General features: G+C 68.3%; 19 protein-coding genes and 1 tRNA gene. 7 read left to right on the top strand and 13 right to left on the bottom strand.

Going from position 1 to position 19,457, the window contains the following annotated elements:
• Positions 1–46 precede the first annotated feature (46 nt).
• From AC3WS6_RS14790 to AC3WS6_RS14780, 3 genes are all read left to right on the top strand, one after another.
• A complete protein-coding gene (locus tag AC3WS6_RS14790; RefSeq protein ID WP_492501795.1) occupies positions 47–793 on the top strand; it encodes a M23 family metallopeptidase in 747 nt (248 codons plus the stop codon).
• A gap of 330 nt (positions 794–1,123) precedes the next feature.
• A complete protein-coding gene (locus AC3WS6_RS14785; protein ID WP_492501794.1) occupies positions 1,124–1,621 on the top strand; it encodes an HNH endonuclease in 498 nt (165 codons plus the stop codon).
• Positions 1,622–1,656: 35 nt separating this feature from the next.
• Positions 1,657–1,730, top strand: a tRNA-Arg gene (locus tag AC3WS6_RS14780).
• Between the two features lie 5 nt (positions 1,731–1,735).
• Here AC3WS6_RS14780 and AC3WS6_RS14775 read toward each other — a convergent pair.
• From AC3WS6_RS14775 to idi, 8 genes are read right to left on the bottom strand one after another with little or no spacing between them, the layout of a single operon-like run.
• Entirely contained in the window at positions 1,736–3,922 is a 2,187-nt protein-coding gene (locus AC3WS6_RS14775) for an MMPL family transporter (protein WP_492501793.1), read from the bottom strand.
• A gap of 48 nt (positions 3,923–3,970) precedes the next feature.
• A complete protein-coding gene (locus AC3WS6_RS14770) occupies positions 3,971–4,855 on the bottom strand; it encodes a prenyltransferase (protein WP_492501792.1) in 885 nt (294 codons plus the stop codon).
• Positions 4,852–5,208, bottom strand: coding sequence for a lycopene cyclase domain-containing protein (locus tag AC3WS6_RS14765; RefSeq protein ID WP_492501791.1), 357 nt, complete (start codon positions 5,206–5,208; stop codon positions 4,852–4,854). Before AC3WS6_RS14765 ends, AC3WS6_RS14770 begins: the two co-directional genes overlap by 4 nt.
• Complete coding sequence (locus AC3WS6_RS14760; protein ID WP_492502320.1) at positions 5,205–5,549, bottom strand: lycopene cyclase domain-containing protein; 345 nt, start codon at positions 5,547–5,549, stop codon at positions 5,205–5,207. Before AC3WS6_RS14760 ends, AC3WS6_RS14765 begins: the two co-directional genes overlap by 4 nt.
• Entirely contained in the window at positions 5,549–7,144 is a 1,596-nt protein-coding gene (crtI, locus tag AC3WS6_RS14755; RefSeq protein ID WP_492501790.1) for a phytoene desaturase family protein, read from the bottom strand. Before crtI ends, AC3WS6_RS14760 begins: the two co-directional genes overlap by 1 nt.
• Positions 7,141–8,046, bottom strand: coding sequence for a phytoene/squalene synthase family protein (locus AC3WS6_RS14750; RefSeq protein WP_492501789.1), 906 nt, complete (start codon positions 8,044–8,046; stop codon positions 7,141–7,143). Before AC3WS6_RS14750 ends, crtI begins: the two co-directional genes overlap by 4 nt.
• Complete coding sequence (locus AC3WS6_RS14745) at positions 8,043–9,122, bottom strand: polyprenyl synthetase family protein (RefSeq protein WP_492501788.1); 1,080 nt, start codon at positions 9,120–9,122, stop codon at positions 8,043–8,045. The genes AC3WS6_RS14750 and AC3WS6_RS14745 overlap by 4 nt, the downstream gene beginning before the upstream one ends.
• 2 nt (positions 9,123–9,124) lie before the next feature.
• Entirely contained in the window at positions 9,125–9,646 is a 522-nt protein-coding gene (gene idi / locus AC3WS6_RS14740; protein WP_492501787.1) for an isopentenyl-diphosphate Delta-isomerase, read from the bottom strand.
• A gap of 145 nt (positions 9,647–9,791) precedes the next feature.
• Here idi and AC3WS6_RS14735 point away from each other — a divergent pair, with 145 nt between their 5' ends.
• Positions 9,792–10,367 carry a MarR family winged helix-turn-helix transcriptional regulator gene (locus AC3WS6_RS14735; RefSeq protein ID WP_492502319.1) on the top strand — a complete coding sequence of 192 codons (576 nt, stop codon included), beginning with the start codon at positions 9,792–9,794 and terminating at the stop codon, positions 10,365–10,367.
• 69 nt (positions 10,368–10,436) lie between these two features.
• On the opposite strand, the gene AC3WS6_RS14730 is transcribed toward AC3WS6_RS14735, so the two are convergent.
• Both AC3WS6_RS14730 and AC3WS6_RS14725 read right to left on the bottom strand, forming a co-directional pair.
• Complete coding sequence (locus tag AC3WS6_RS14730) at positions 10,437–10,784, bottom strand: histone-like nucleoid-structuring protein Lsr2 (RefSeq protein WP_492501786.1); 348 nt, start codon at positions 10,782–10,784, stop codon at positions 10,437–10,439.
• Between the two features lie 92 nt (positions 10,785–10,876).
• Complete coding sequence (locus AC3WS6_RS14725) at positions 10,877–11,737, bottom strand: LuxR C-terminal-related transcriptional regulator (protein ID WP_492501785.1); 861 nt, start codon at positions 11,735–11,737, stop codon at positions 10,877–10,879.
• 112 nt (positions 11,738–11,849) lie between these two features.
• On the opposite strand from AC3WS6_RS14725, the gene AC3WS6_RS14720 reads away from it, so the two are divergent.
• The gene (locus AC3WS6_RS14720) at positions 11,850–12,197 is read left to right on the top strand and encodes a DUF485 domain-containing protein (RefSeq protein ID WP_492501784.1); all 348 of its coding nucleotides are present in this window, start codon (positions 11,850–11,852) and stop codon (positions 12,195–12,197) included.
• Positions 12,194–13,831 carry a monocarboxylic acid transporter gene (locus AC3WS6_RS14715; protein ID WP_492501783.1) on the top strand — a complete coding sequence of 546 codons (1,638 nt, stop codon included), beginning with the start codon at positions 12,194–12,196 and terminating at the stop codon, positions 13,829–13,831. Before AC3WS6_RS14720 ends, AC3WS6_RS14715 begins: the two co-directional genes overlap by 4 nt.
• A gap of 120 nt (positions 13,832–13,951) precedes the next feature.
• Here the strand turns inward: AC3WS6_RS14715 and AC3WS6_RS14710 are convergent, their stop codons facing one another.
• The gene (locus tag AC3WS6_RS14710) at positions 13,952–14,473 is read right to left on the bottom strand and encodes a methylated-DNA--[protein]-cysteine S-methyltransferase (RefSeq protein ID WP_492501782.1); all 522 of its coding nucleotides are present in this window, start codon (positions 14,471–14,473) and stop codon (positions 13,952–13,954) included.
• A 187-nt stretch (positions 14,474–14,660) separates the two neighbouring features.
• On the opposite strand from AC3WS6_RS14710, the gene AC3WS6_RS14705 reads away from it, so the two are divergent.
• The gene (locus AC3WS6_RS14705) at positions 14,661–18,374 is read left to right on the top strand and encodes an AAA family ATPase (RefSeq protein WP_492501781.1); all 3,714 of its coding nucleotides are present in this window, start codon (positions 14,661–14,663) and stop codon (positions 18,372–18,374) included.
• Positions 18,375–18,710: 336 nt separating this feature from the next.
• Here the strand turns inward: AC3WS6_RS14705 and mscL are convergent, their stop codons facing one another.
• Together mscL and AC3WS6_RS14695 are read right to left on the bottom strand one after the other, a co-directional pair.
• Positions 18,711–19,139 (bottom strand): large conductance mechanosensitive channel protein MscL, encoded by a 429-nt coding sequence (gene mscL / locus AC3WS6_RS14700; RefSeq protein ID WP_492501780.1) that lies wholly within the window; start codon positions 19,137–19,139, stop codon positions 18,711–18,713.
• 26 nt (positions 19,140–19,165) lie between these two features.
• Positions 19,166–19,450, bottom strand: a complete 285-nt coding sequence (locus AC3WS6_RS14695; protein WP_492501779.1) for an FmdB family zinc ribbon protein — start codon at positions 19,448–19,450, stop codon at positions 19,166–19,168.
• Positions 19,451–19,457 lie beyond the last annotated feature (7 nt).

Raw genomic sequence — 19,457 nt, 5'->3', positions numbered from 1 at the left:
TCGAGCAGTCGCCCGCAGCACACGCGCGGCGTCGAGTGCACGCAAGGTGGCAAAGCCCCTGCGATCGGTCGCCATCTTCGGGGCAGTCGGTGCTCTCGTCGCCGCGGTCGCTCTGCCGGCCTACGCATCCACCACGCCGACCGAGGCTGCTGCCACGACTCTGCAGCAGCTCGCGGCCGACGACTCGCAGTCCCTCGTGGTCGCCTCGGATGCGACGGCAGCGTCTCTCAGCCGCGGAACCTTCACCGCGACCACGCCCGACGAGATCGCCAAGAAGAAGGCAGAAGAAGCAGCAGCGGCACGTGCCGCAGCTGCGGCCTCGGCGGCGGCAGCGTCGCTGGCGTCTTCCGGCGGCGGCAACTTCAACACCGGGAACTACGGGCTCGTCTCGCCCGGATCGGGAGAGGTCCGCTACCCGCTGCCTCAGGGGTCGTACCACGTCAGCCGCACAGTCGGCGGCGCGCACCAGGGTGCGGACATGCTGGCTCCTGCCGGCACGCCGATCTATGCCGCCGCGGCAGGCGTGGTCCGGGCATCGGCCGAGAGCATCGGCGGATACGGCGTCGCCGTCATGCTCGACAGCGTCGTGGGCGGTCAGCGTGTGCAGACCACCTACGGCCACATGATCTATGGTTCCCGCCAGGTGCAGGCCGGCGACACGGTCGCTGCAGGGCAGCTGATCGGCTTCGTCGGAAGCACCGGTCGTTCCACCGCGAACCACCTGCACTTCGAGGTCTGGGTCAACGGCGGCCTCCTCGAGCCGATCGCCTGGCTCGCTGCCAACGCCGGCTGAGCCGGCGTCGCATCACACCCCGCCTGACGAACACGCCTCCCATTGTTCACCGGCGGTTCGGCCCTCCTGCCTCGGTGATGGGTTAGCCTGAACGCGTTGTCGTAACAGGCGGGAGAAGCTGATGGTGCGAATACCGAGCATCCGAACCATGGATGCCCTCGGTCGTCACGTCCTTCGGCATCGTCCGCAGGGATGCCACGGTGCTGCCGTGCGCAGAAGGCGCTGTCTGTAGACAGCGCCTTCTTTCGTCCCTGCGAGCGCTCACCTCCTCCGCGACGCGTGTGAGTCGAGAGTGCCGGGAAGCCGTCCCGGCGGATCGAGAGGATGACGATGCGCACACTGGTACTGAACGCGGGATACGAGCCTCTGGCGATCGTGTCGTTCAAAAGAGCACTGGTCCTGGTCATGAACGACAAGGCCTCGGTGATCGAACGCGTGGAGGATGACCCCGTCTGGGGGAGCCACGGCGTCTACGACCGGCCGGCGGTGATCATCCTGTCGCGCTATGTGCGCATCCCCGTGAGCAGACGGGTCCCCGTGACGCGCCGCGGGGTGCTGCGCCGTGACGACCACCGATGCGGCTACTGCGGCAAGGCGGCCTCGACGATCGACCACGTGCTGCCGCGCTCGCGCGGCGGTGCGGACTCCTGGGAGAACCTCGTCGCCTGCTGCCTTCGCTGCAACAACATCAAGAGCGACCGCACCCCGCAGGAGATGCGGTGGGCCCTGCGGTTCACGCCGCGCCCGCCGCACGGCACGGCATGGACCGTGCGCGGAAGCGAACGCAGCGACCCTCGATGGGAGCCGTATCTGGCGTTGGCCGCATGAGCGGAGGGCGAGGGTTCCTCTAGAATGGAACCCTCGCCCTCGTAGCTCAGCAGGATAGAGCAGCCCTCTCCTAAAGGGCAGGTCGCTGGTTCGAATCCAGTCGAGGGCACCCCATCAGTCTCGGCCGCTGCGCCACAGCTTCGACGGCCACCAGATCACCCGGCCCAGATCGTAGGCGAGCGCCGGCACGAGCAGCGAGCGCACCACGAACGTGTCGAGCAGCACTCCGAACGCGACGATGAACGCGAGCTGCACCAGGAACAGGATCGGGATCACCGACAGGGCGGCGAAGGTCGCTGCGAGCACGAGGCCCGCAGACGTGATCACGCCGCCGGTGATCGAGAGCCCGCGCAGAACGCCCTCGCGGGTGCCGTGCTGCAGAGACTCCTCGCGCACACGGGTCATCAGGAAGATGTTGTAGTCGATGCCCAGCGCCACCAGGAACACGAACCCGTAGAGCGGCACGGCGGGATCGGCGCCGGGGAAGTCGAACACTCCGTTGAAGACCAGTGCCGAGACGCCCAGGGCCGTGCCGAACGAGAGCACGGTCGTGGCGATCAGGAGCACCGGTGCGAGGATCGACCGCAACAGCAGCATCAGGATCAGCATGATCACCACGAGGATCACCGGGATGATCAGGTTGCGATCATGGATCGACGCGTCGTTCGTGTCGATCGCCGTCGCGGTGACTCCGCCGACGATGGCGTCGACCTGGTCGAGATCGGTACGGAGGTCGCGCACGGTCTGCGCTGCGGCATCCGAGTCGGCGGCGTCGGTGAGCGTGCCCTGGAGCATCACCTCGCCGTCGACCACCGTGGGCTCGGGGGCGGGGGTTCCGGGAGGGCCGAATGCCGAGATGCCGTCGGCGGTGACAGGTGCCGAACCGCTCGGCGAGTCGGCCGCCGTCACCGTGACGCCGTCGATCCCGTCGTTCGCGAGCAGGACATCGGCTGCATCCTGCAGGCCGTCTTCCAGCACGACGACGTAGACCGGGCTGCCCGAGCCTCCCGGGAAATGCTCTCCCAGAGCGACCTGGCCGTCTCGCGCCTCCGACTCGCCGAGCACGAGATCGGACTGCGGCACTCCGGATGCGTTGAGCTGAAGCACTCCGGATGCTCCCGCGATGAGCACGAGCGTCGTGACGATCCAGATGGCGCGCGGTCGCTTGGTGATGACCCCGGCGAGGCGTGCCCAGAGCCCGGTGGTGCGCATCCCGTGCTCTTCGGCCACGACCTCCGGCTCGAACTTCGGGCGACGCGGCCAGAAGACCGCCCGTCCGAAGAGCAGCAGCAGAGCGGGAAGCAGCGTGAGTGCCGCCAGCATGGCGAACACGATGCCGATCGCAGCGACGGGACCGAGCGTGCTGTTCGACTTCAGGTCGCTGAGCAGCAGGCAGAGGAGGCCGGCGATCACGGTGCCGCCCGAGGCGACGATCGGCTCGAACGAGCCCTTCCAGGCCGCCAGCACAGCGACTCCCTTGTCGCGTGAGACACGGAGTTCCTCGCGGAAGCGGGCGACGAAGAGCAGGGCATAGTCGGTGGCCGCGCCGATCACGAGGATGAACAGGATGCCCTGGGTCTGCCCGCTGAGCAGCAGCACCTCGAACTTGGCGAGCCACCACACGACGAGAAGCGCGACGCACAGTGCGAACAGGCTGGTGAAGAGCACGACGAGGGGCAGGAGGAACGAGCGGTAGACGAGGATCAGGATGATCAGCACGGCCAGCAGGGCGACGCCGAGGAGGAGGCCGTCGATGCCCGCGAACCCGGCCGCCAGGTCGGCGGTGAATCCGGCCGGCCCGGTGATGTAGACCGTGACCCCGTCGGGCGCAGCGCCCCGCAGCTCGTCGCCGAGGGCGGCGACGGTGTCGGCCAGCTCGGCCTCGCCGTCGATCGGGATGAAGGCCTGCACGGCCTGACCGTCGTCCGAGGTCAGAGCGGGGGAGATGTCTTCGCTCACGCCCTCGACGGACGGCGCCTCTGCGACGGCGTCCGTGATGACCTGGACGTCGTCCTCCGACAGTTGCCCGTCGCCGACGAAGACGGCGATGGCCGGGATCGTGTCGCTGTCACGGAACTCCCCGAGCAGTTCCTGCACCTGGGTCGCATCGGCCGATTCGGGCAGGTAGCTGGTCTGGTCGTTCGAGGAGACCTCGTCGATCTTGCCGAACAGCGGACCGCCCAGTCCGGCGCCCACGAGCCACACGAGTATCAGGGCGACCGGCAGGAACACTCGCAGCCAGGAGTGTCTGCGGGTGCGCTCGCGGGTCGGTGCGGTCTGGGCGCCGTCAGGGCTGGACATCGGGGTCCTCTCGGGAGAAGGGGCGGGGTGGTGAGGAGAGCAGCGGTGTCAGGACAGCCATGCGAGGATGAGGATCATCGTCGCCAGGAAGCCGGCGAAATAGTTCAGTGCGATGAACCGGCGCCACGCGCGGTTGGTGGTCGCGGAGGTTTCGTCGGTCACGTTCCAGAAGGGCGCCGCGTTCACGATGTACGGGACGGCCAGAGCCGCGCCGAGCGGCGCAGGCCACGACGTGAAGAGCATCGCGACCCCGGCGAGCGTCCACAGGGCGATCGCCAGCCGCACCGTGGCGCGGGCACCGATCACGGTCGCGATCGAGCCGATGCCGCCCTCCCGGTCGGGACCGATGTCCTGCACCGCGCCGAAAGCGTGCGCGGCCATCCCCCACAGGAAGAAGGCGACGAGCACGATCACCGCGCTCGGGGTGATCGCCCCGGCGGCGAGCGAGAGCCCCACGATCGCCGGCGTCACGAAGTGCAGGCTCGAGGTGGTGGAGTCGAGGAAGGGGCGCTCCTTGAAGCGGAGCCCCGGAGCAGAGTAGGCGATCACGGCGAACACGCTGACCGCGAGCCAGCACCACGACGCCGGGTTGCCGACCGCGAAGAGATAGACGAGGAACGGCACGTTCGTCAGGACAGCCGCCCACAGCGTCGCGCGGTGGATGCGGGGCGAGAGCAGAGCACCCTCGATGCCGCCCTTGCGAGGGTTCGCGAGGTCGGAGGCATAGTCGAACACGTCGTTGATGCCGTACATCGCGAGGTTGTAGGGAATGAGGAAGTAGAGCGTGCCGATGATCAGCGTGAGGTCGACCTCACGCGTCGCCAGCAGATAGGCCGCGGCGAAGGGGAAGGCCGTGTTGATCCAGCTGATCGGTCGTGAAGAGAGCAGGATCTGAGCGAGATCGCTGCGCGTCGGGGCCGTCGATGCGTTCACGGGCGATTCTCCTCGGCGGTGGTCGCGGACGCGGACGGCGTCGAGCCGCGCGTGCGACGCGCTCTGAGAGCCGCCCACAGCGCGGGCAGAAGCACGGCCCCCGCGAGGGGATACGCGAAGTCCTCGAGCGGTGCGAGCCCGATATGGATGCCGAGCAGGTGGCCGGGCGAATAATGGAACAGCCCCGTCGCGATCATCAGGGTGTCGAAGACCGCCGTGAGCACGAACAGCACAGCGATCGTGATGCCGATGCCCACGATGCTCGCGCGCCGACGCCCCGCCAGCAGCGAGGCGAGCAGGGCGACGGCCACGGCTGCGCCGACGAACCACGCCGAGAGCTCGAGGTAGGTCATGCCGTCTCCTCTGCGTCGGAACGGGCCCGTAGACGCGCGACGATGCGCATCGCACCGGTGTAGACGACCATGGTGCACACGACGAGGAACACCAGGAAGACGGGCTCCTCGATGGGCAGCTCCGGCGCCAGCACGATCCCCGTCGCCACGATGGCCTCGCCTCGGAAGAAGATGCCGCCGGCGATTCCGGCGATGTCCCACAGCAGGAAGAACGCCAGGCCGACGATCGTGACGGCGGATGCCGAGACGGCGTCGCGCCAGAAGAACAGGCGGAAGCGCCAGTCGAGCAGCAGCATGCAGCCGAGAGTGGCGAGAAGGATCGCCAGGTACACCGCCCCCATCACGAGACCTGCGTGGGAGCCGCGGTGGTGGTGGTCGGGAGCGGACCGCTCGAGTGGTCGCCGCGAATCCGCTTCAGCACGATCTCGGCGCTGATGAGGCACATCGGCACTCCGACGCCCGGCGCCGTCGTGCCGCCGGCGTAGTACAGGCCGCGCACGCGTCGGGAGGCGTTCTGGGCCCGGAACATCGCGCTCTGCGACAGGATGTGCGCGGGGCCCAGCATCCCCCCGCGCCACGAGTTGTAGTCGTCGCGGAAGTCGGCCGGTCCCTTGGTCTCGCGCACCACGATCCGCTCGCGCAGATCGTCGATGCCCGCCCATCTGGAGATCAGGTCGATCGCGGCATCCGCCGCCTCTTCGACGGCGGCAGAACCCGAGCCGTCGGGTCCACCGCCACCGAGCTCCGTGTCGGCGGGGATCGGCACGAGCACGAAGAGGTTCTCATGTTCGGGCGGTGCCACCGTGTCGTCGGTCGCACTCGGACGGCACACGTAGGTCGACGCGGGGGAAGGGATCGTCGGATCGTCGCCGAAGATGGCGTCGAAGTTGGCGTCCCAGTCGTCGGTGAAGAACAGGGAGTGGTGCGGCAGCTCGGGGAGGGAACCGCGCACTCCGAGCATCACCAGCACGGCTCCGGGGCCGCTCGTGCGCCGGTCCCACCAGCTCTCCGGGTACGTCCGCAGCTCGGCGGGCAGCAGTCGGGTCTCGGTGTGGTGCAGGTCGGCGCCGGAGACCACGATGTCGGCGTCCTCACGATGCAGGATGCCGTCGGCGTCTCGCCATTCGATGCCGGTGGCGACACGCTCGCCGCCGGCATCCCCGGTGCGGATGGCCGTGACGTCGGCTCCGGTGATGATCGTGGCCCCCGCGTCGCGTGCCAGGTCGGCGATGCGCTCCACGACGCGCCAGAAGCCTCCCTGCGGATAGCTGACGCCTTCATCGAGGTCGAGCGCGCTCATCAGGTGGTACATGGCGGGAGCGCTGCGAGGGTCGGTCCCCAGGAACACGGCGGGGTAGCCGAGGATCTGACGGAGCACGGGATCGCGGAAGCGGCGGGCGGCGAAGGACTGCAGGCGGGTGCCCAGCAGCGATGCGAGCCGGGGAAGCGCGCGCAGCACCTCAGGACTCATCAGCGTGCGCAGGCGCGTGAACGGGTTGTAGAGGAAGTACTTCTCGGCCATCGTGCGGGCCTCGTGCGCCGAGTCGAGGTAGGCGTCGAGCGCTGCGGAGGATCCCGGTTCGCGGTCCTCGAAGAGCTCGGTCACCTCTGCGCGGCCGCTCGGCACCGTGACCGGCGTCGGTACGCCATCGGTGCGGGGCTCGCGGAAGACCCGGTAGCCGGGATCGAGCAGGGTCAGGTCGAGCTGTTCCTCGGTGGTCGTTCCCATCATCGTGAAGAAGTGATCGAAGACCTCGGGCATCAGGTACCACGACGGGCCGGAGTCGAAGCGGAAGCCGTCGCGCTCGATGGTGCCGGCTCGCCCGCCGACGCGGGTGTTCTTCTCGTAGACGGTCACGTCGTGGCCGTCGCGTGCGAGCAGACCCGCCACGGCGAGGCCGGCGACGCCGGCGCCGATCACTGCCACGCGGCTCATCGGTCGCGCTCCACAGCGGTGACGACCACGGCGCGCGCGGCGAGCAGCGCTTTGAGCGGATCGGGAACGCGCACCCGGCGGCGATACAGCTCGCTCGCGGGTGTGCGGGCGACCCGTCGGTTCAACGCCTCGAAGAGGGCGAGGGCACTGCGCACCGCGGCGCGCGCGTCTTTGGGGAGCAGGGGGATCGAGCGGCGGGCATCGTCGAGCTGCCCTTCGATCCGGCGTACCCACTCGTCGCGATCCGCGTCAGTCAGTCGACCGGATTCCGCGAGGTAGCCGCGCTGCAGGCGATCGGTGTCGTCTGCGAGGTCGCGCAGGAAGTTCACGTTCTGAAATGCGGCGCCGAGCTGCCGCGCGCCGTGCACGAGAGTGGCGTGCTCATCGTCGGTGCGGACCGCGCCGCGCAGGAACACCCGCAGACACATGAGTCCGACCACCTCCGCCGATCCGTACACGTACCGCTCGTGCGCCTCGGCGTCGTAGGCGGCGAATTGCGTGGCGTTCGTGATGTCTGCCTTCATGGAGTCGAAGAACGGTTGCGTCAGGTCCTCGCCGATCCCGCATTCGCGCGCCGTGCGGGCAAAGGCATGGAGCACGAGATCGGTGCTGTAGCCGGCGCGCATGGATCGGTGCGTCTCGGCGACGTACGACGCGAGAGCTTCGGTCTGCGCCGAGGCGTCGAGCCCGGCCTGAGCGGCGACCCCGTCGACGATCTCATCGGCGATGCGCACCATCGCGTAGATGTTCCGCACGTGCTGACGGTGACGCGGCCCCAGCAGGCGCGTCGCCAATCCGAACGACGTCGAGTAGGTGCGGATGACGTCGGTCGACGCCGTGTCCGCCGCGCGGCTGAAACGTCCGAGGCTGTCGCCCCCGGCCGATGCGGCCGCGGCGCTCACGCCTGCCGCCCATCGAGTCGCGAGGACACGGCGGTGATCGTGCGCACCGCATCCGTGCTGATCTCACCGTGGCCTTCGGCCTCTGCGAGCAGCGTGTGCACGGCCTCGCGCTGGTCGGCGATGAGCCCGGTCACGAAGTCCTCGGCGCCGCACTCGCGAAGCAGGTCGCGGATCGCGGTCGCCTCCTGCATGGTCAGGTCGTCGGAGCCGAATGCGCGTTCGATGCGCGACCACGCCGACGTCGAGCGGGCGTACGCGATGATCGCCGTCTCCTTGCCTTCGCGCAGATCCGAGAAGGCGTCCTTGCCGTGCACCCGGTGGTCGCCGAACACGCAGAGCAGGTCGTCCTGCAACTGGTAGGCGAGACCGAGATGCCTGCCGACCATGTGCAGAGTGTCTTCCGCCGAGCCCGAGGCTCCGGCCAGCATGGCGCCGGCCCGCAACGGCAGCGAGAACGAGTACGTGGCCGTCTTGTAGACGCTCATGTTCAGCACGGTGTGCAGATCGGGGGCGACGATGCCGTGGCTCAGCGCCACGTCGGTGTGCTCGCCGGCGACGGTCTCGAGAATCGTCTGCTCCACGAGATCGAGGAGCCGCAGTCGCGTCTGCTGCGAGAGGTCTGCGCGCGCGAATCCCATCACGGCGGCCGACAGCAGCAGGTCTCCCATGAGGATCGCGCTCGACCGGGCCCAGTGCAGAGACGCCTCTTCGGTCGAGCCGGGGCTCTCGGCCGCGAGAGCCCCGATCAGGTTCGGGCGCCTGCGGCGGGTCAGGTCTCCGTCGATCACGTCGTCATGCAACAGGAAGGCGTAGTGCAAGAGCTCGATGTGCGTCGCCACGTCGACGGCAGCCGTCGCCTGCTCCGTGGTCGGTTCGGGGGCGAGTGCTCTGTGGATGTCGAGCAGGAGCCGGGGCCGCACGAGCTTGCCGCCCAGTGCGTGGTCGGCTGCGGAACGCCACAGGGACGCGAACTCCCTGCCGTATGCCTGAGCGTTCTCGCTGTGCGCCGTGAAACGCTGTCGCAGTACCTCTTCGACCTGCGTACCCATGTCTTCGTGGGTCACCGTCGATGTCATGGTCAGACCGCCCCGGATGCGCGCAGCTGCGGCAGCTGCTCCACGAGCCAGGGGCTGAAGGCGAAAGGCGCCGCAGCCACCGCGTCCGCGAACTCGGCAGGGTCGACCCATGCCCACTCCGACACCTCGTCGGGGTCGGGGGAGAGCGCGCTGTCCACCCGCGCGATGTGCACGGGGCAGATCTCGTTCTCGACGATCCCGCTCGCATCCACCGCGCGGTAGCGGTAGTCGGCGAGCACCATCGTCACGTCGGTCACGGTCAGGCCGAGTTCGTCCTGGGCGCGCCGATGGACGGCATCCGTCATGTCTTCCCCCGGTCGCGGGTGGCCGCAGAAGCTGTTGGTCCACACTCCCGGCCAGGTGCGCTTGCTGAGCGCGCGCCGCGTCACGAGGAGTCGACCGTTCTCGTCGAGCACGTGGCACGAGAAGGCGAGGTGCAGCGGGGTCTGCGTCGTGTGGACCTCGTCCTTCGGAAACACGCCGATCGCATCTCCGTCTGCCGAAAGGAGGGTGACCTCATCCAACGGGAAACCTCCAAGATTTCGCTAGCCTAGCTAATTATCAACATAACATGAATCCAATCGTGTGTAGCATGATCCCATGAACAACGGATCTGACGCCACCCCCGGGGGGAGCGGCTCGTCGGATGTGATCCCGCGTCGCGGCGCGATGTCCGCCGACGGGTTGGCGCACTCGGCGATCTACGACGTCGAGTCGAGCGACCCTCGAAGCGTCTTGATCGACCGTTCTGGCGTCGGCCCCGAAGACCTGCAGCAGATCGCCGTGCTCATGGGAGCGCTCGGCGAACTGCGCGACGCTGAGCAGAAGCTCTCACTCGCATCGCGGCGATACATGCGCCTGAACGAGACCGACATGCGGGCGCTCCACTACCTGATCGTGTCCGACAACCGCGGCGTGACCGCGACCCCCGGTGGCATCGCGACGCACCTGGGCATCTCGACGGCGTCGACCACCAAGCTGCTGGATCGGCTCGAGAAGGGCGGACACATCCGCCGGGCGCCGCATCCGACCGATCGGCGCGCACTGGCCATCACCATCACCCCGGAGACCAGGCAGGCCGCGATGGACACCGTGGGGAAGCAGCAGGCGAAGAGGTTCTATTCGGCGGCGCGCCTGACCCCGGACGAGCGCGACGTCGTCATCCGATTCCTGTCGGACATGGCGGATCAGATCACCCTCAGGGACGAAGCCTGGGCGAAGGATGCGACCGCGACCTCGGAATGACCGTGTTCGGGCGTTCGAGTTCGTGAGGGTCCAGCGCGAGACGTGTACCGCGGTGAACCTCACGCGGAATCAGTGAGCGGCGTTGTACGCCTCGACCACGGGAGCGGGAATGCGCCCGCGCTCGGACAGCGTGTAGCCGTTGTCGTTGGCCCACGCGCGGATGGCCGCGACCTCGGGGTTGCGCCCCGGGCGCTTGCGCGACGTGGCTGCGGAGCGGACCGCGGAAGAGGATCCCGCGCGGCGACCGGCGGAGATGTAGGGCTCGAATGCCTTTCGCAATTCCTCGGCATGCTCGGCATTGAGGTCGATCTCGTACGACGTGCCGTTCAGCGAGAAATGGACCGTCTCGCCCTCGCCGACTTCCAGAATGCTGCCATCGATGTCGTCTACCAGCTGGTGCACAATTCGTCTCGCCATGGAGACGACGATACATCCGTTTCGCACACATCATGAACAATGCGATGAATTGATTGCTCGCGGCGGTGCGAGCGGAACCCTTTATTTCGCGATCAGGGCAGGATGCCGGCCCGGCGCGCTTTCGTCACTGCCGCGTGGCGCGTGGACGCGTCGAGTTTGGACATCGCCGTTCCGAGATAGGCCTTGACAGTGCCCTCGCGGAGTCCGAGCTCCGCGGCGATCTCGGCGTTGGTCGCCCCCAGAGCCGCGCACGCCAGCACATCGGTCTCACGGCGCGAGAGGTGCACGGTCGACACCGGCCCCGTGGCCGTCGAGGTGACGGTGTCGCCTGCCAGCAGCACCAAGCGCCGCTCCACCTGGGCGATCCGAGCACGGAGGTCGACGTCATCGACCGATGCGGCGATGCTGCGCAGCTCGGCGAAGCTCTCACGGAGCTCTTCGCGTTGCCGCGGGGCGACCATGGTGGGCGCGGGGCCGACGGCTCGCAGACGGCGATCCACCTCGTCGCGGATGCGCAGTTCGTCAGCCACGGACTGCGCGACCTGCATCGCCGGAGCCGTGGTGACTCCGCCCACCGGCGTGCGGTCCCACCCTCCGGCGTACAGCACGCCGCGTGGGCGACCGGCGACGACGATCGGCAGAGCGAGCAGGGTGCAGAGCCCTTCGCCCAGAACGAAGACGTCGTAGTCATGCGTGATCTGCCGCGAGGAGCCGTAGTCGTTCGTCATCCGAGGACGCAGCTCCATCATCGCCCGTCCGCCGAGCCCTCGCTCCGGGCGCACGCGCAGGCCGTCGAGGCTGCGGGTGCGATTGCCGACGATGCTCGTGACGCTGACGACGCCCTCGTCGATCAGACCGCCGAAGGCGACCGGGAAACGGGTTCGCTGAGACAGCTCGCGCACGGCTCTGGCGACGAGCTCGGTCTCGGATTCCCATCCGGTCGCTGTGCTCATGACGACTACCTACTTTCGGGGGTGACGGCACCGTTCCCCGTTTCGTAGCGTCGACCCTATCACTCGCACGGCACCGTCGCGCGAGCCGAAGAACATGTGGCAAGGAGGCCCCATGACCGACCATTCACCTGCCGATTCGGCGGATGGAATCGACTACATCGCTGTCGAGGAATCCGAACGTTTCCGCACGCTCAAACGCACTCAGAGATCATTCATCTTCCCGCTCGCGGCATTCTTCCTGCTCTGGTATTTCGTGTATGTGCTGCTGGGCGCATTCGCGACCGACTTCATGGGGCAACGAGTGTGGGGCGATATAACGGTCGGACTGTTGCTCGGCCTCGGCCAGTTCGTCACCACATTCGCGATCACCATGGGATATGTCGCGTTCGCGAACCGTAAATTCGATCCACTCGCGACCGAGATCCGTGAAGATCTCGAGAAGGCGCAGGGACACGCATGAACGCTCCCTTCGCCACGGGCGAATCTCTCGCGGTCGAGAGCAATCCCGTGCTCAACATCTCGATCTTCGTCGCGTTCGTCGCGGTGACGCTGTTCATCGTCATCAGAGCGAGCCGCAACAACAAGACCGCGGCCGACTACTACGCGGCGGGCCGATCGTTCACCGGACCCCAGAACGGCTTCGCGATCGCGGGCGACTACCTGTCGGCGGCGTCATTCCTGGGCATCTGTGGAGCGATCGCGATCAACGGCTATGACGGATTCCTCTATTCGATCGGATTCCTCGTCGCCTGGCTCGTGGCGCTCCTGCTCGTCGCCGAGCTCATGCGCAACACCGGCAAGTTCACCATGGCCGACGTGCTCTCCTTCCGGCTGAAGCAGCGCCCCGTGCGCATGGCGGCGGCCATCACCACGCTCGCGGTGTGCTTCTTCTACCTGCTGGCCCAGATGGCCGGAGCCGGCGGTCTCGTCTCTCTGCTGCTCGGGATCGACGGGCGAGTGGGGCAGTCGATCGTCATCGCCGTGGTCGGCGTGCTGATGATCGTGTACGTGCTGATCGGCGGGATGAAGGGCACCACCTGGGTGCAGATCGTCAAGGCGTTCCTGTTGATCGGCGGTGCCATCGCGATGACGGTGTGGGTGCTCGCGATCCACGGCTTCAACCTCAACACCCTGCTCGAAGCAGCCGTGGCGAACTCCGACAAGGGCGACGCGATCCTCGCTCCCGGCCTGCAATACGGCGCGAACCCGTGGGACTTCCTGTCCCTCGGGATGGCATTGGTGCTCGGCACCGCAGGCCTGCCGCACGTGCTGATGCGTTTCTACACCGTGCCGACCGCCAAGGAGGCGCGTCGTTCGGTGGTGTGGGCGATCTGGCTGATCGGCGGCTTCTATCTGCTCACGCTCGTGCTCGGCTACGGGGCCGGCGCCCTGGTGGGCGCCGATGTCATCGCGGCGGCACCCGGCGGACCCAACTCCGCAGCCCCGCTCCTCGCCCTGTATCTCGGGGGACCGGTGCTTCTCGGGTTCATCTCGGCCGTGGCGTTCGCGACGATCCTCGCGGTCGTCGCGGGCCTCACGATCACCGCGGCGGCCTCGTTCGCGCACGACATCTACGCCAACGTGATCCAGAAGGGCAAGAAGGATGCCGCGGGCAACCCCGTGGAGCCCGACCCCAACGGCGAGGTGCGCGTCGCCCGCCGCACGGTGATCGTCATCGGCATCCTCGCGATCATCGGCGGAATCGGGGCGCAGGGACAGAACATCGCGTTCCTCGTGGCGCTCGCCTTCGCGGTCGCGGCATCCGCGAACCTGCCGACGATCCTGTACTCGCTGTTCTGGCGTCGCTTCACCACGCGCGGCGCGGTGTGGAGCATGTACGGCGGCCTCGGCGCGGCGATCATCCTGATCGTGCTCTCGCCCGTGTTCTCGGGCTCTCCGACCTCGATGATCCCCGGGATCGACATCGTGCTGTGGCCGATGAACAACCCCGGAATCGTGTCGATACCCATCGGGTTCTTCCTCGGGTGGCTCGGCACCATCACGAGTCGGCAGAAGGAATCGCCGACGCTGGCCGCCGAGATGGAGGTGCGCTCGCTCACCGGGTTCGGCGCGGAGAAGGCCACCGAGCACTGACGTGTCCTGCGCGGTGCTGCCCCAGAGGCGGCACCGCGCACGTGGACCCCGGCGGCCTACTCGCCGGGGTCCACATGCGTGTTGGGGTGCAGCGCCGGGCGTCGGGCACGGCGCCGGGCTTCACGATCGAGACTGTGCTTCGAGATCGAGCAGGAAGGTCTTGCGCTCGGGATGGGCACCGTACTGGCCTGCGGACCCGTCTGATCGCACGACGCGGTGCACCGGCACGACGATCGAGAACGGCGTCAGGCGACACGCAGTGCCCACGGCGCGAGCGGCTCCGGGATGGCCCGCGAGTACGGCGACGTCGCCGTAGCTGAGGGTCTCGCCCCACTCGATCGTGCAGATCGTCTGCAGTGCGGCGCGCGAGAAGCCCTCGACGAGCCGCCAATCGAGGTCGAGCTGCTCGTGGAAGGCCACCTGCTCGCCGTCGAAATACGCGTCGAGGAGCAGCGTCAGCTCGGCCGCGGCGCCCGGGTCGGGTTCGGGAACCGAGCCGAGTCGGCGCGAGACGTTCTCGAGCAGCCAGGGGACCGACGGATCTGCGGACTCCGAGAGGTCGAAGCGCACGATCCCCGCGTCGGAGAACACGGCGAGAGCGTCTCCGAACGGAGTGGGGGCGAAGTCGTAGCGGAACGTCATGGCTCCATCCTCGCCCGGGCGGCTGTGGCACGCCGCGTGCAACGACGGAGGCGGGGGAGAGCGGGAACTCTCTGAGCATCCGTGGAGGAGTGGTGAATCGGGGGTACCCGCGTGCCGACAGCCGGAAATCCGGCGAAAACCCGCCAGGGATACCGACGACGCACCGCGACGCGCATAGTGTGTGAGGGTGTGGCGACGTGATGGCAAGGCTGCGGACGCAGCGAACGATGCCCCGGTAGACCTGGGCGGGCTGCACGTGACCCCGGCGCGCATCGAGGTCGCGCATGCGGCTGAGGCGGAACGCACCCGTCTGCGTGCCGAGGCCGCTGATCTGGGCGGCGCGTCGCCGCTCGTCACCTTCCGCGACACCGTCGAGTCCGGCATCGACATCTCCAAGGCGCACCCCGGCAGCCTGCCGCAGTTCATCACCGGCAAATCGACCCTTCTCTCCAATCTCTTCCGCGACGAGGTGGGCCTGCGCACCGCGCGACTCGCGGCCGAGCGCATCACCGCGAAGAACACCGAGCTGCGCACCGTGCGAGGAATCGAGGCCGTGCACCTCGCCGTGGGCGTGGCCGGATGGCGCATCGGCGGAGCCGACTTCTCGGCGCCCGTGCTGCTGCGTCCCCTCGCGATCCGCCGCCACCACACGGATTTCGAGCTCAAGCTGCAGGGTGTGTTCGAGGTGAATCCCGAACTCGTGCGCATCGCACGCGAGCACTTCGGCATCACGATCGATGCGGCCGCCCTCGCCTCGCTCGCGTATGACGGCGGCGTGTTCAAGCCGCAGCCGGTGATCGACAGCCTGCGCGCGACGACGCGCTCGATCGACACCTTCACGGTGGTGCCCCGCCTCGTCGTGTCGACCTTCGCCGATGTCGGCGGATCGATGTCGCGCGACGGCGGCACTCTCGACCACGCGGTGCTGAACGCGCTCGCCGGACACGTCGGCGACCGCGAGCAGGTCTCGACGCGTCATCCGGCGCCGCATCACGTCGGGCCAGACGACCGGACACCGGCATCCGACAATCTTCTGCTCGATGCCGATGCCGAGCAGGAGGCGGTGCTCGCCCGGATCGCCGCCGGGCAGTCGATCACCGTCGCGACGCTGCCGGGCACCGGCGGCACGCAGACCGTCATCAACGCCGTGGGCGAACTCGTTCGAGCGGGCAAGCGGGTGCTCGTGGTCTCGGCCCGACGCTCGACGCTCGACGGCGTGCGTCACCGACTCGCGGGCATCGGGCTCGACGGGCTGGCGATATCGAGCCAGAGCGTACGCCGCGATCTGGTGCGCGCGATCGGTCGCAACGAGAAGGCATCCGCCCCGAAGGTGAGCGACGTCGACGACGCGCTCGTGCGACTGCGCAGCGTGCTCATCGACTACCGTCGCGCTCTGACCGCGCCCGTCGCCGGCACCGGCTCGTCGGTGCTCGACGCCACACGGCAGCTGACTCGGCTCGCATCGCTGCCGACGCCGCCGTCGACCACCGCTCGGCTCAGCACCGAGACGCTGCGCAGACTGGCGAGCGATCGTTCAGAGGCAGCCGACGCCCTCGCCCAGGCCGCACGTCTGGGAGAGTTCCGTTTCGGCCCCGATGACTCGCCCTGGTACGGAGCCACGTTCTCGAGCACGGATGCCGCGCGCTCCGCGCATCAGCTCGCCGGCCGGTTGCACTCCGACAGTGTGCCCGCGCTGCTCGAACGTGGCTATGCACTGATCGCGCAGACGCACATGCGGCCCTTCGCCACGATCGACGAGCTCGGCGAGTATCTGCGGCTTCTGCAGGGCATCCGCGATTCGCTCGACCGCTTCAGCCCCACGGTCTTCGAGCGCCCGCTGGGCGAGCTCATCCAGGCCCATGGCTCTCGTCGTGACGCACCAGGCATGTCGAGCGCCAACCGTCGCCGGCTGCGCCGCCTGGCGAAGGAATACGTGCGACCCGGCGTGCACGTGACCGAGATGCACGAATCGCTGCTGCGCATCCAGACGCAGCGCACGCAGTGGCAGCGCTGCGTCGAGGCGGGCGTCGCTCCCGAGATCCCGCTGGGCCTGGCCGATGTCTACGCCGCGTGGCAGCGGGCGGTGGCCGAGCTGTCTGAGCTCGATGCGGCTCTCGGCAGACGCGAGCCGCTCGCATCCCTTCCCGTCGCCCGCCTCGTGCGGATCCTCGCGGGTCTCGCGGCCAAGTCCGATGTGTTCGACAACCTCGTCGAGCGAGCCGAGCTGCGTGATCGCCTGGCTGATCTGGGGCTCGAGCCGCTGCTCACCGAGCTTTCGGTCCGTCACGTCTCCGAGGCTCAGGTGGGCGAAGAGCTCGAGTTCGCCTGGTGGCAGTCGCTCCTCGAGCGCGCTCTGCAAGATGACAGGGCGCTGCTGGGCGCGAACACCGCCGTCGTCGACCGGCTCGAACGGGACTTCCGTCTCGTCGATGAGGCGCACGCGGCTATGGCCGGCCCGCTGCTCGCGTGGCAGCTCGCGAATCAGTGGAAGATCGCCATCGTCGACGAGCCCGAAGAATCGCAGCATCTGCGCAAGGCGCTCACACAGAAGTCCACGACGACGGCCGAGATCGTCAGCGCCGCCCCCACGCTCGTCGGCGTGTTGGCTCCGGTGTGGATCTCCTCACCGTATCTCGTGCCCGAGATCCCCGATTCGGTGGAGTTCGACACGGTTCTGCTGGTGGATGCCGCAGCGATCAACCTGGCTGAGGCAGCCCCTGCCATCCGCCGCGCACGACAGGTCGTGGCGTTCGGCGATCCGGTGACCCAGCGACCGACCGCCTTCGATGTGGCTGTGGGCACTGACCCGGAATGGGAGCCGGAGGTGCCGTTCGACGAGGTCTCGGTCTTCGAGCGGCTCTCGGAGCTTCTTCCCGTCATGACGCTCACCCGCAGCTATCGGGCAGGCGGCGAAGACCTCGCCGAGCTGATCAACGATGCGTTCTACGGCGGGGAGATCGTCTCGCTGCCGTGGGCCGGCTCCTACCTCGGCCGGGGCAGCCTCACCGTCGACTACGTCGAGGGAGGCACCGGCGCCCCGGATCCGATCTCGGGCGCGGTCGAGAGCCCTGACGCCGAAGTGGCGCGCGTGGTGACCCTGGTCGTCGAGCACGCCGTGCATCGTCCGAGCGAGTCGCTGATGGTCGTCACCGCCAGCCGCCGCCACGCCGAGCGTGTGCGCGCCGCGGTCACCTCCGCCTTCGCGGGGCGGTCCGACGTCGCGGACTTCGTGGGTCGCGACACCGCCGAACCGCTGGCCGTGCTCACGCTCGAGGAGTCGGTCGCCGAGAGCCGCGACCGCGTGATCTTCTCACTCGGATACGGGCTGACCAAGCACGGCCGTGTGCTGAGCGACTTCGGCGACCTCTCGTCATCCGACGGAGAGCGCCTGCTCACGGTCGGGATGACCCGTGCGCGCCGCTCGATGGTGATGGTCTCGTCGATCAGACCCTCCGCGTTCGACGACGGGCGACTGGAATACGGCGCAGCCACGCTGATGTCGATCCTCGGCGGCCTGGCAGCTCGTGGCCGTGAGGCACGGCTCGAGGACCTGGCCGACCCGCTGACGCTCGCGCTCGCGCGCGAGCTGCGCCGCCTCGGCGCGGCGGTCGACGTCGACTACCGCGGCCTGCTGCCCCTGGTCGCCCAGCACGCCGGCAAGGCGGTCGTGATCGAGTCGGATCCCGAGTCGCGAGGCGAATCGCTGCGCGAGACGCTGCGCCTGCGCCCGAACGTCCTGCGCCGCCTCGGCTGGCATTATGTGCGGGTGCACGCCTTCGACCTGTACAGCGATCCGGCCACCGTCGCGTCGCGCATCGCCGAGGTGCTCGGGATCTCGGCATCCGCCGTGCGCGCCGACAACGACACGCAGCCACTCGACCTCGACGACCCGCACGGATGACCGACGACGAATCCTCTTCGGCTCCTCGTCAGAGGGTGGTGCGGGTGGCCGGCTCTCGGCGTGCTCGTCTGACGCCGGTTCAAGGCACCGACCCCGCGCCCGAGCATTCCGCGGGGGAGAAGCCCCCGGCATCCACGCCCCGTGGGGCGAAGGGGCCGAACGACGACAGGCTCATTCAGGATGTGCCTCCGCACTACTGAGCGCTGCGCGTCGCACTCGCGCGCAGGTTGCTGAGAAACGGCAAACCGCCCGAGATCCGGAGAATCGGAGCGATTCGGTACGGATCTCGAGCGGTTGACCGGAACTCGAGCGGTGGCATCGCCACCGCGGCGCTGCTCAGTCGCGCGGTGCCTGCTGCTTCGCGAGCAGGTCGCGGATCTCGATGAGCAGCTCGGTCTCGGTGGCGGCGGCCGGCTCTTCGGCAGGCTCTTCCGCCGCGGTTCCCTTGCGGGCCTCGACGTGCGCCTTGAACGTGTTCATGGGCAGCACGAAGACGAAGTAGACGACGGCGGCGACGGCGAGGAAGCTGATGAGCGCAGACACGAGGTCGCCCAGCGGGAACGTGACCTCGTTGCCGTAGATGTTCGTGACGGTCGGGCCGAAGTTTCCGGCGGAATCCGCCTCGAAGAACAGCGAGACCAGCGGGGTGATGAGGCTGTTCACGACCGCGGTGACGATGGCCGTGAACGCGGTGCCGATGACGACCGCGACAGCCAGGTCGATGACATTGCCGCGGAGGAGGAAGTCCTTGAAACCTTTGAGCATGATGAGTCTCCGTAGTGTGAGGTGCGTCAGGAGGATGCGGTCGTCGTCGCGGGCGCGGGCGCGGGCGCAGGCTTCGAGCTCGTCGACGACTCTGACTTCGATGATGTCGGGGCTGCGGACGATCCCGCGGAGCCGGCGCGCGAGTCGGTGCGATAGAAGCCCGAGCCGTTGAAGGTGACGCCGATCGAGCCGTACTGCTTGCGCAGTTCGCCGCCGCACTCGGGGCAGACGGTCAGTGCGTCTTCGGCGAAGCTCTGCACGGCGTCGAAGGCATGGCCGCACGAGCGGCAGGCATAGGCATAGGTGGGCATAGGGTCC

This window comes from Microbacterium sp. EB106-03-03-XG65 (assembly GCF_058791955.1).
Note: the sequence above shows the minus strand (reverse complement) of the source record. Positions and strands in the feature narration are given on the sequence as shown.

Bases quoted from the DNA above. Each gene is read 5' to 3' on its own strand.
- mscL (WP_492501780.1), bottom strand. From the start codon at position 19,139: ATGCTCAAAGGTTTCAAGGACTTCCTCCTCCGCGGCAATGTCATCGAC.
- AC3WS6_RS14695 (WP_492501779.1), bottom strand. From the start codon at position 19,450: ATGCCCACCTATGCCTATGCCTGCCGCTCGTGCGGCCATGCCTTCGAC.
- AC3WS6_RS14730 (WP_492501786.1), bottom strand. From the start codon at position 10,784: ATGGCGAGACGAATTGTGCACCAGCTGGTAGACGACATCGATGGCAGC.
- AC3WS6_RS14785 (WP_492501794.1), top strand. From the start codon at position 1,124: ATGCGCACACTGGTACTGAACGCGGGATACGAGCCTCTGGCGATCGTG.
- AC3WS6_RS14720 (WP_492501784.1), top strand. From the start codon at position 11,850: ATGACCGACCATTCACCTGCCGATTCGGCGGATGGAATCGACTACATC.
- AC3WS6_RS14735 (WP_492502319.1), top strand. From the start codon at position 9,792: ATGTCCGCCGACGGGTTGGCGCACTCGGCGATCTACGACGTCGAGTCG.
- AC3WS6_RS14775 (WP_492501793.1), bottom strand. From the start codon at position 3,922: ATGTCCAGCCCTGACGGCGCCCAGACCGCACCGACCCGCGAGCGCACC.
- AC3WS6_RS14710 (WP_492501782.1), bottom strand. From the start codon at position 14,473: ATGACGTTCCGCTACGACTTCGCCCCCACTCCGTTCGGAGACGCTCTC.
- AC3WS6_RS14725 (WP_492501785.1), bottom strand. From the start codon at position 11,737: ATGAGCACAGCGACCGGATGGGAATCCGAGACCGAGCTCGTCGCCAGA.
- AC3WS6_RS14745 (WP_492501788.1), bottom strand. From the start codon at position 9,122: ATGACATCGACGGTGACCCACGAAGACATGGGTACGCAGGTCGAAGAG.
- crtI (WP_492501790.1), bottom strand. From the start codon at position 7,144: ATGAGCCGCGTGGCAGTGATCGGCGCCGGCGTCGCCGGCCTCGCCGTG.
- AC3WS6_RS14765 (WP_492501791.1), bottom strand. From the start codon at position 5,208: ATGACCTACCTCGAGCTCTCGGCGTGGTTCGTCGGCGCAGCCGTGGCC.
- AC3WS6_RS14760 (WP_492502320.1), bottom strand. From the start codon at position 5,549: ATGGGGGCGGTGTACCTGGCGATCCTTCTCGCCACTCTCGGCTGCATG.
- AC3WS6_RS14715 (WP_492501783.1), top strand. From the start codon at position 12,194: ATGAACGCTCCCTTCGCCACGGGCGAATCTCTCGCGGTCGAGAGCAAT.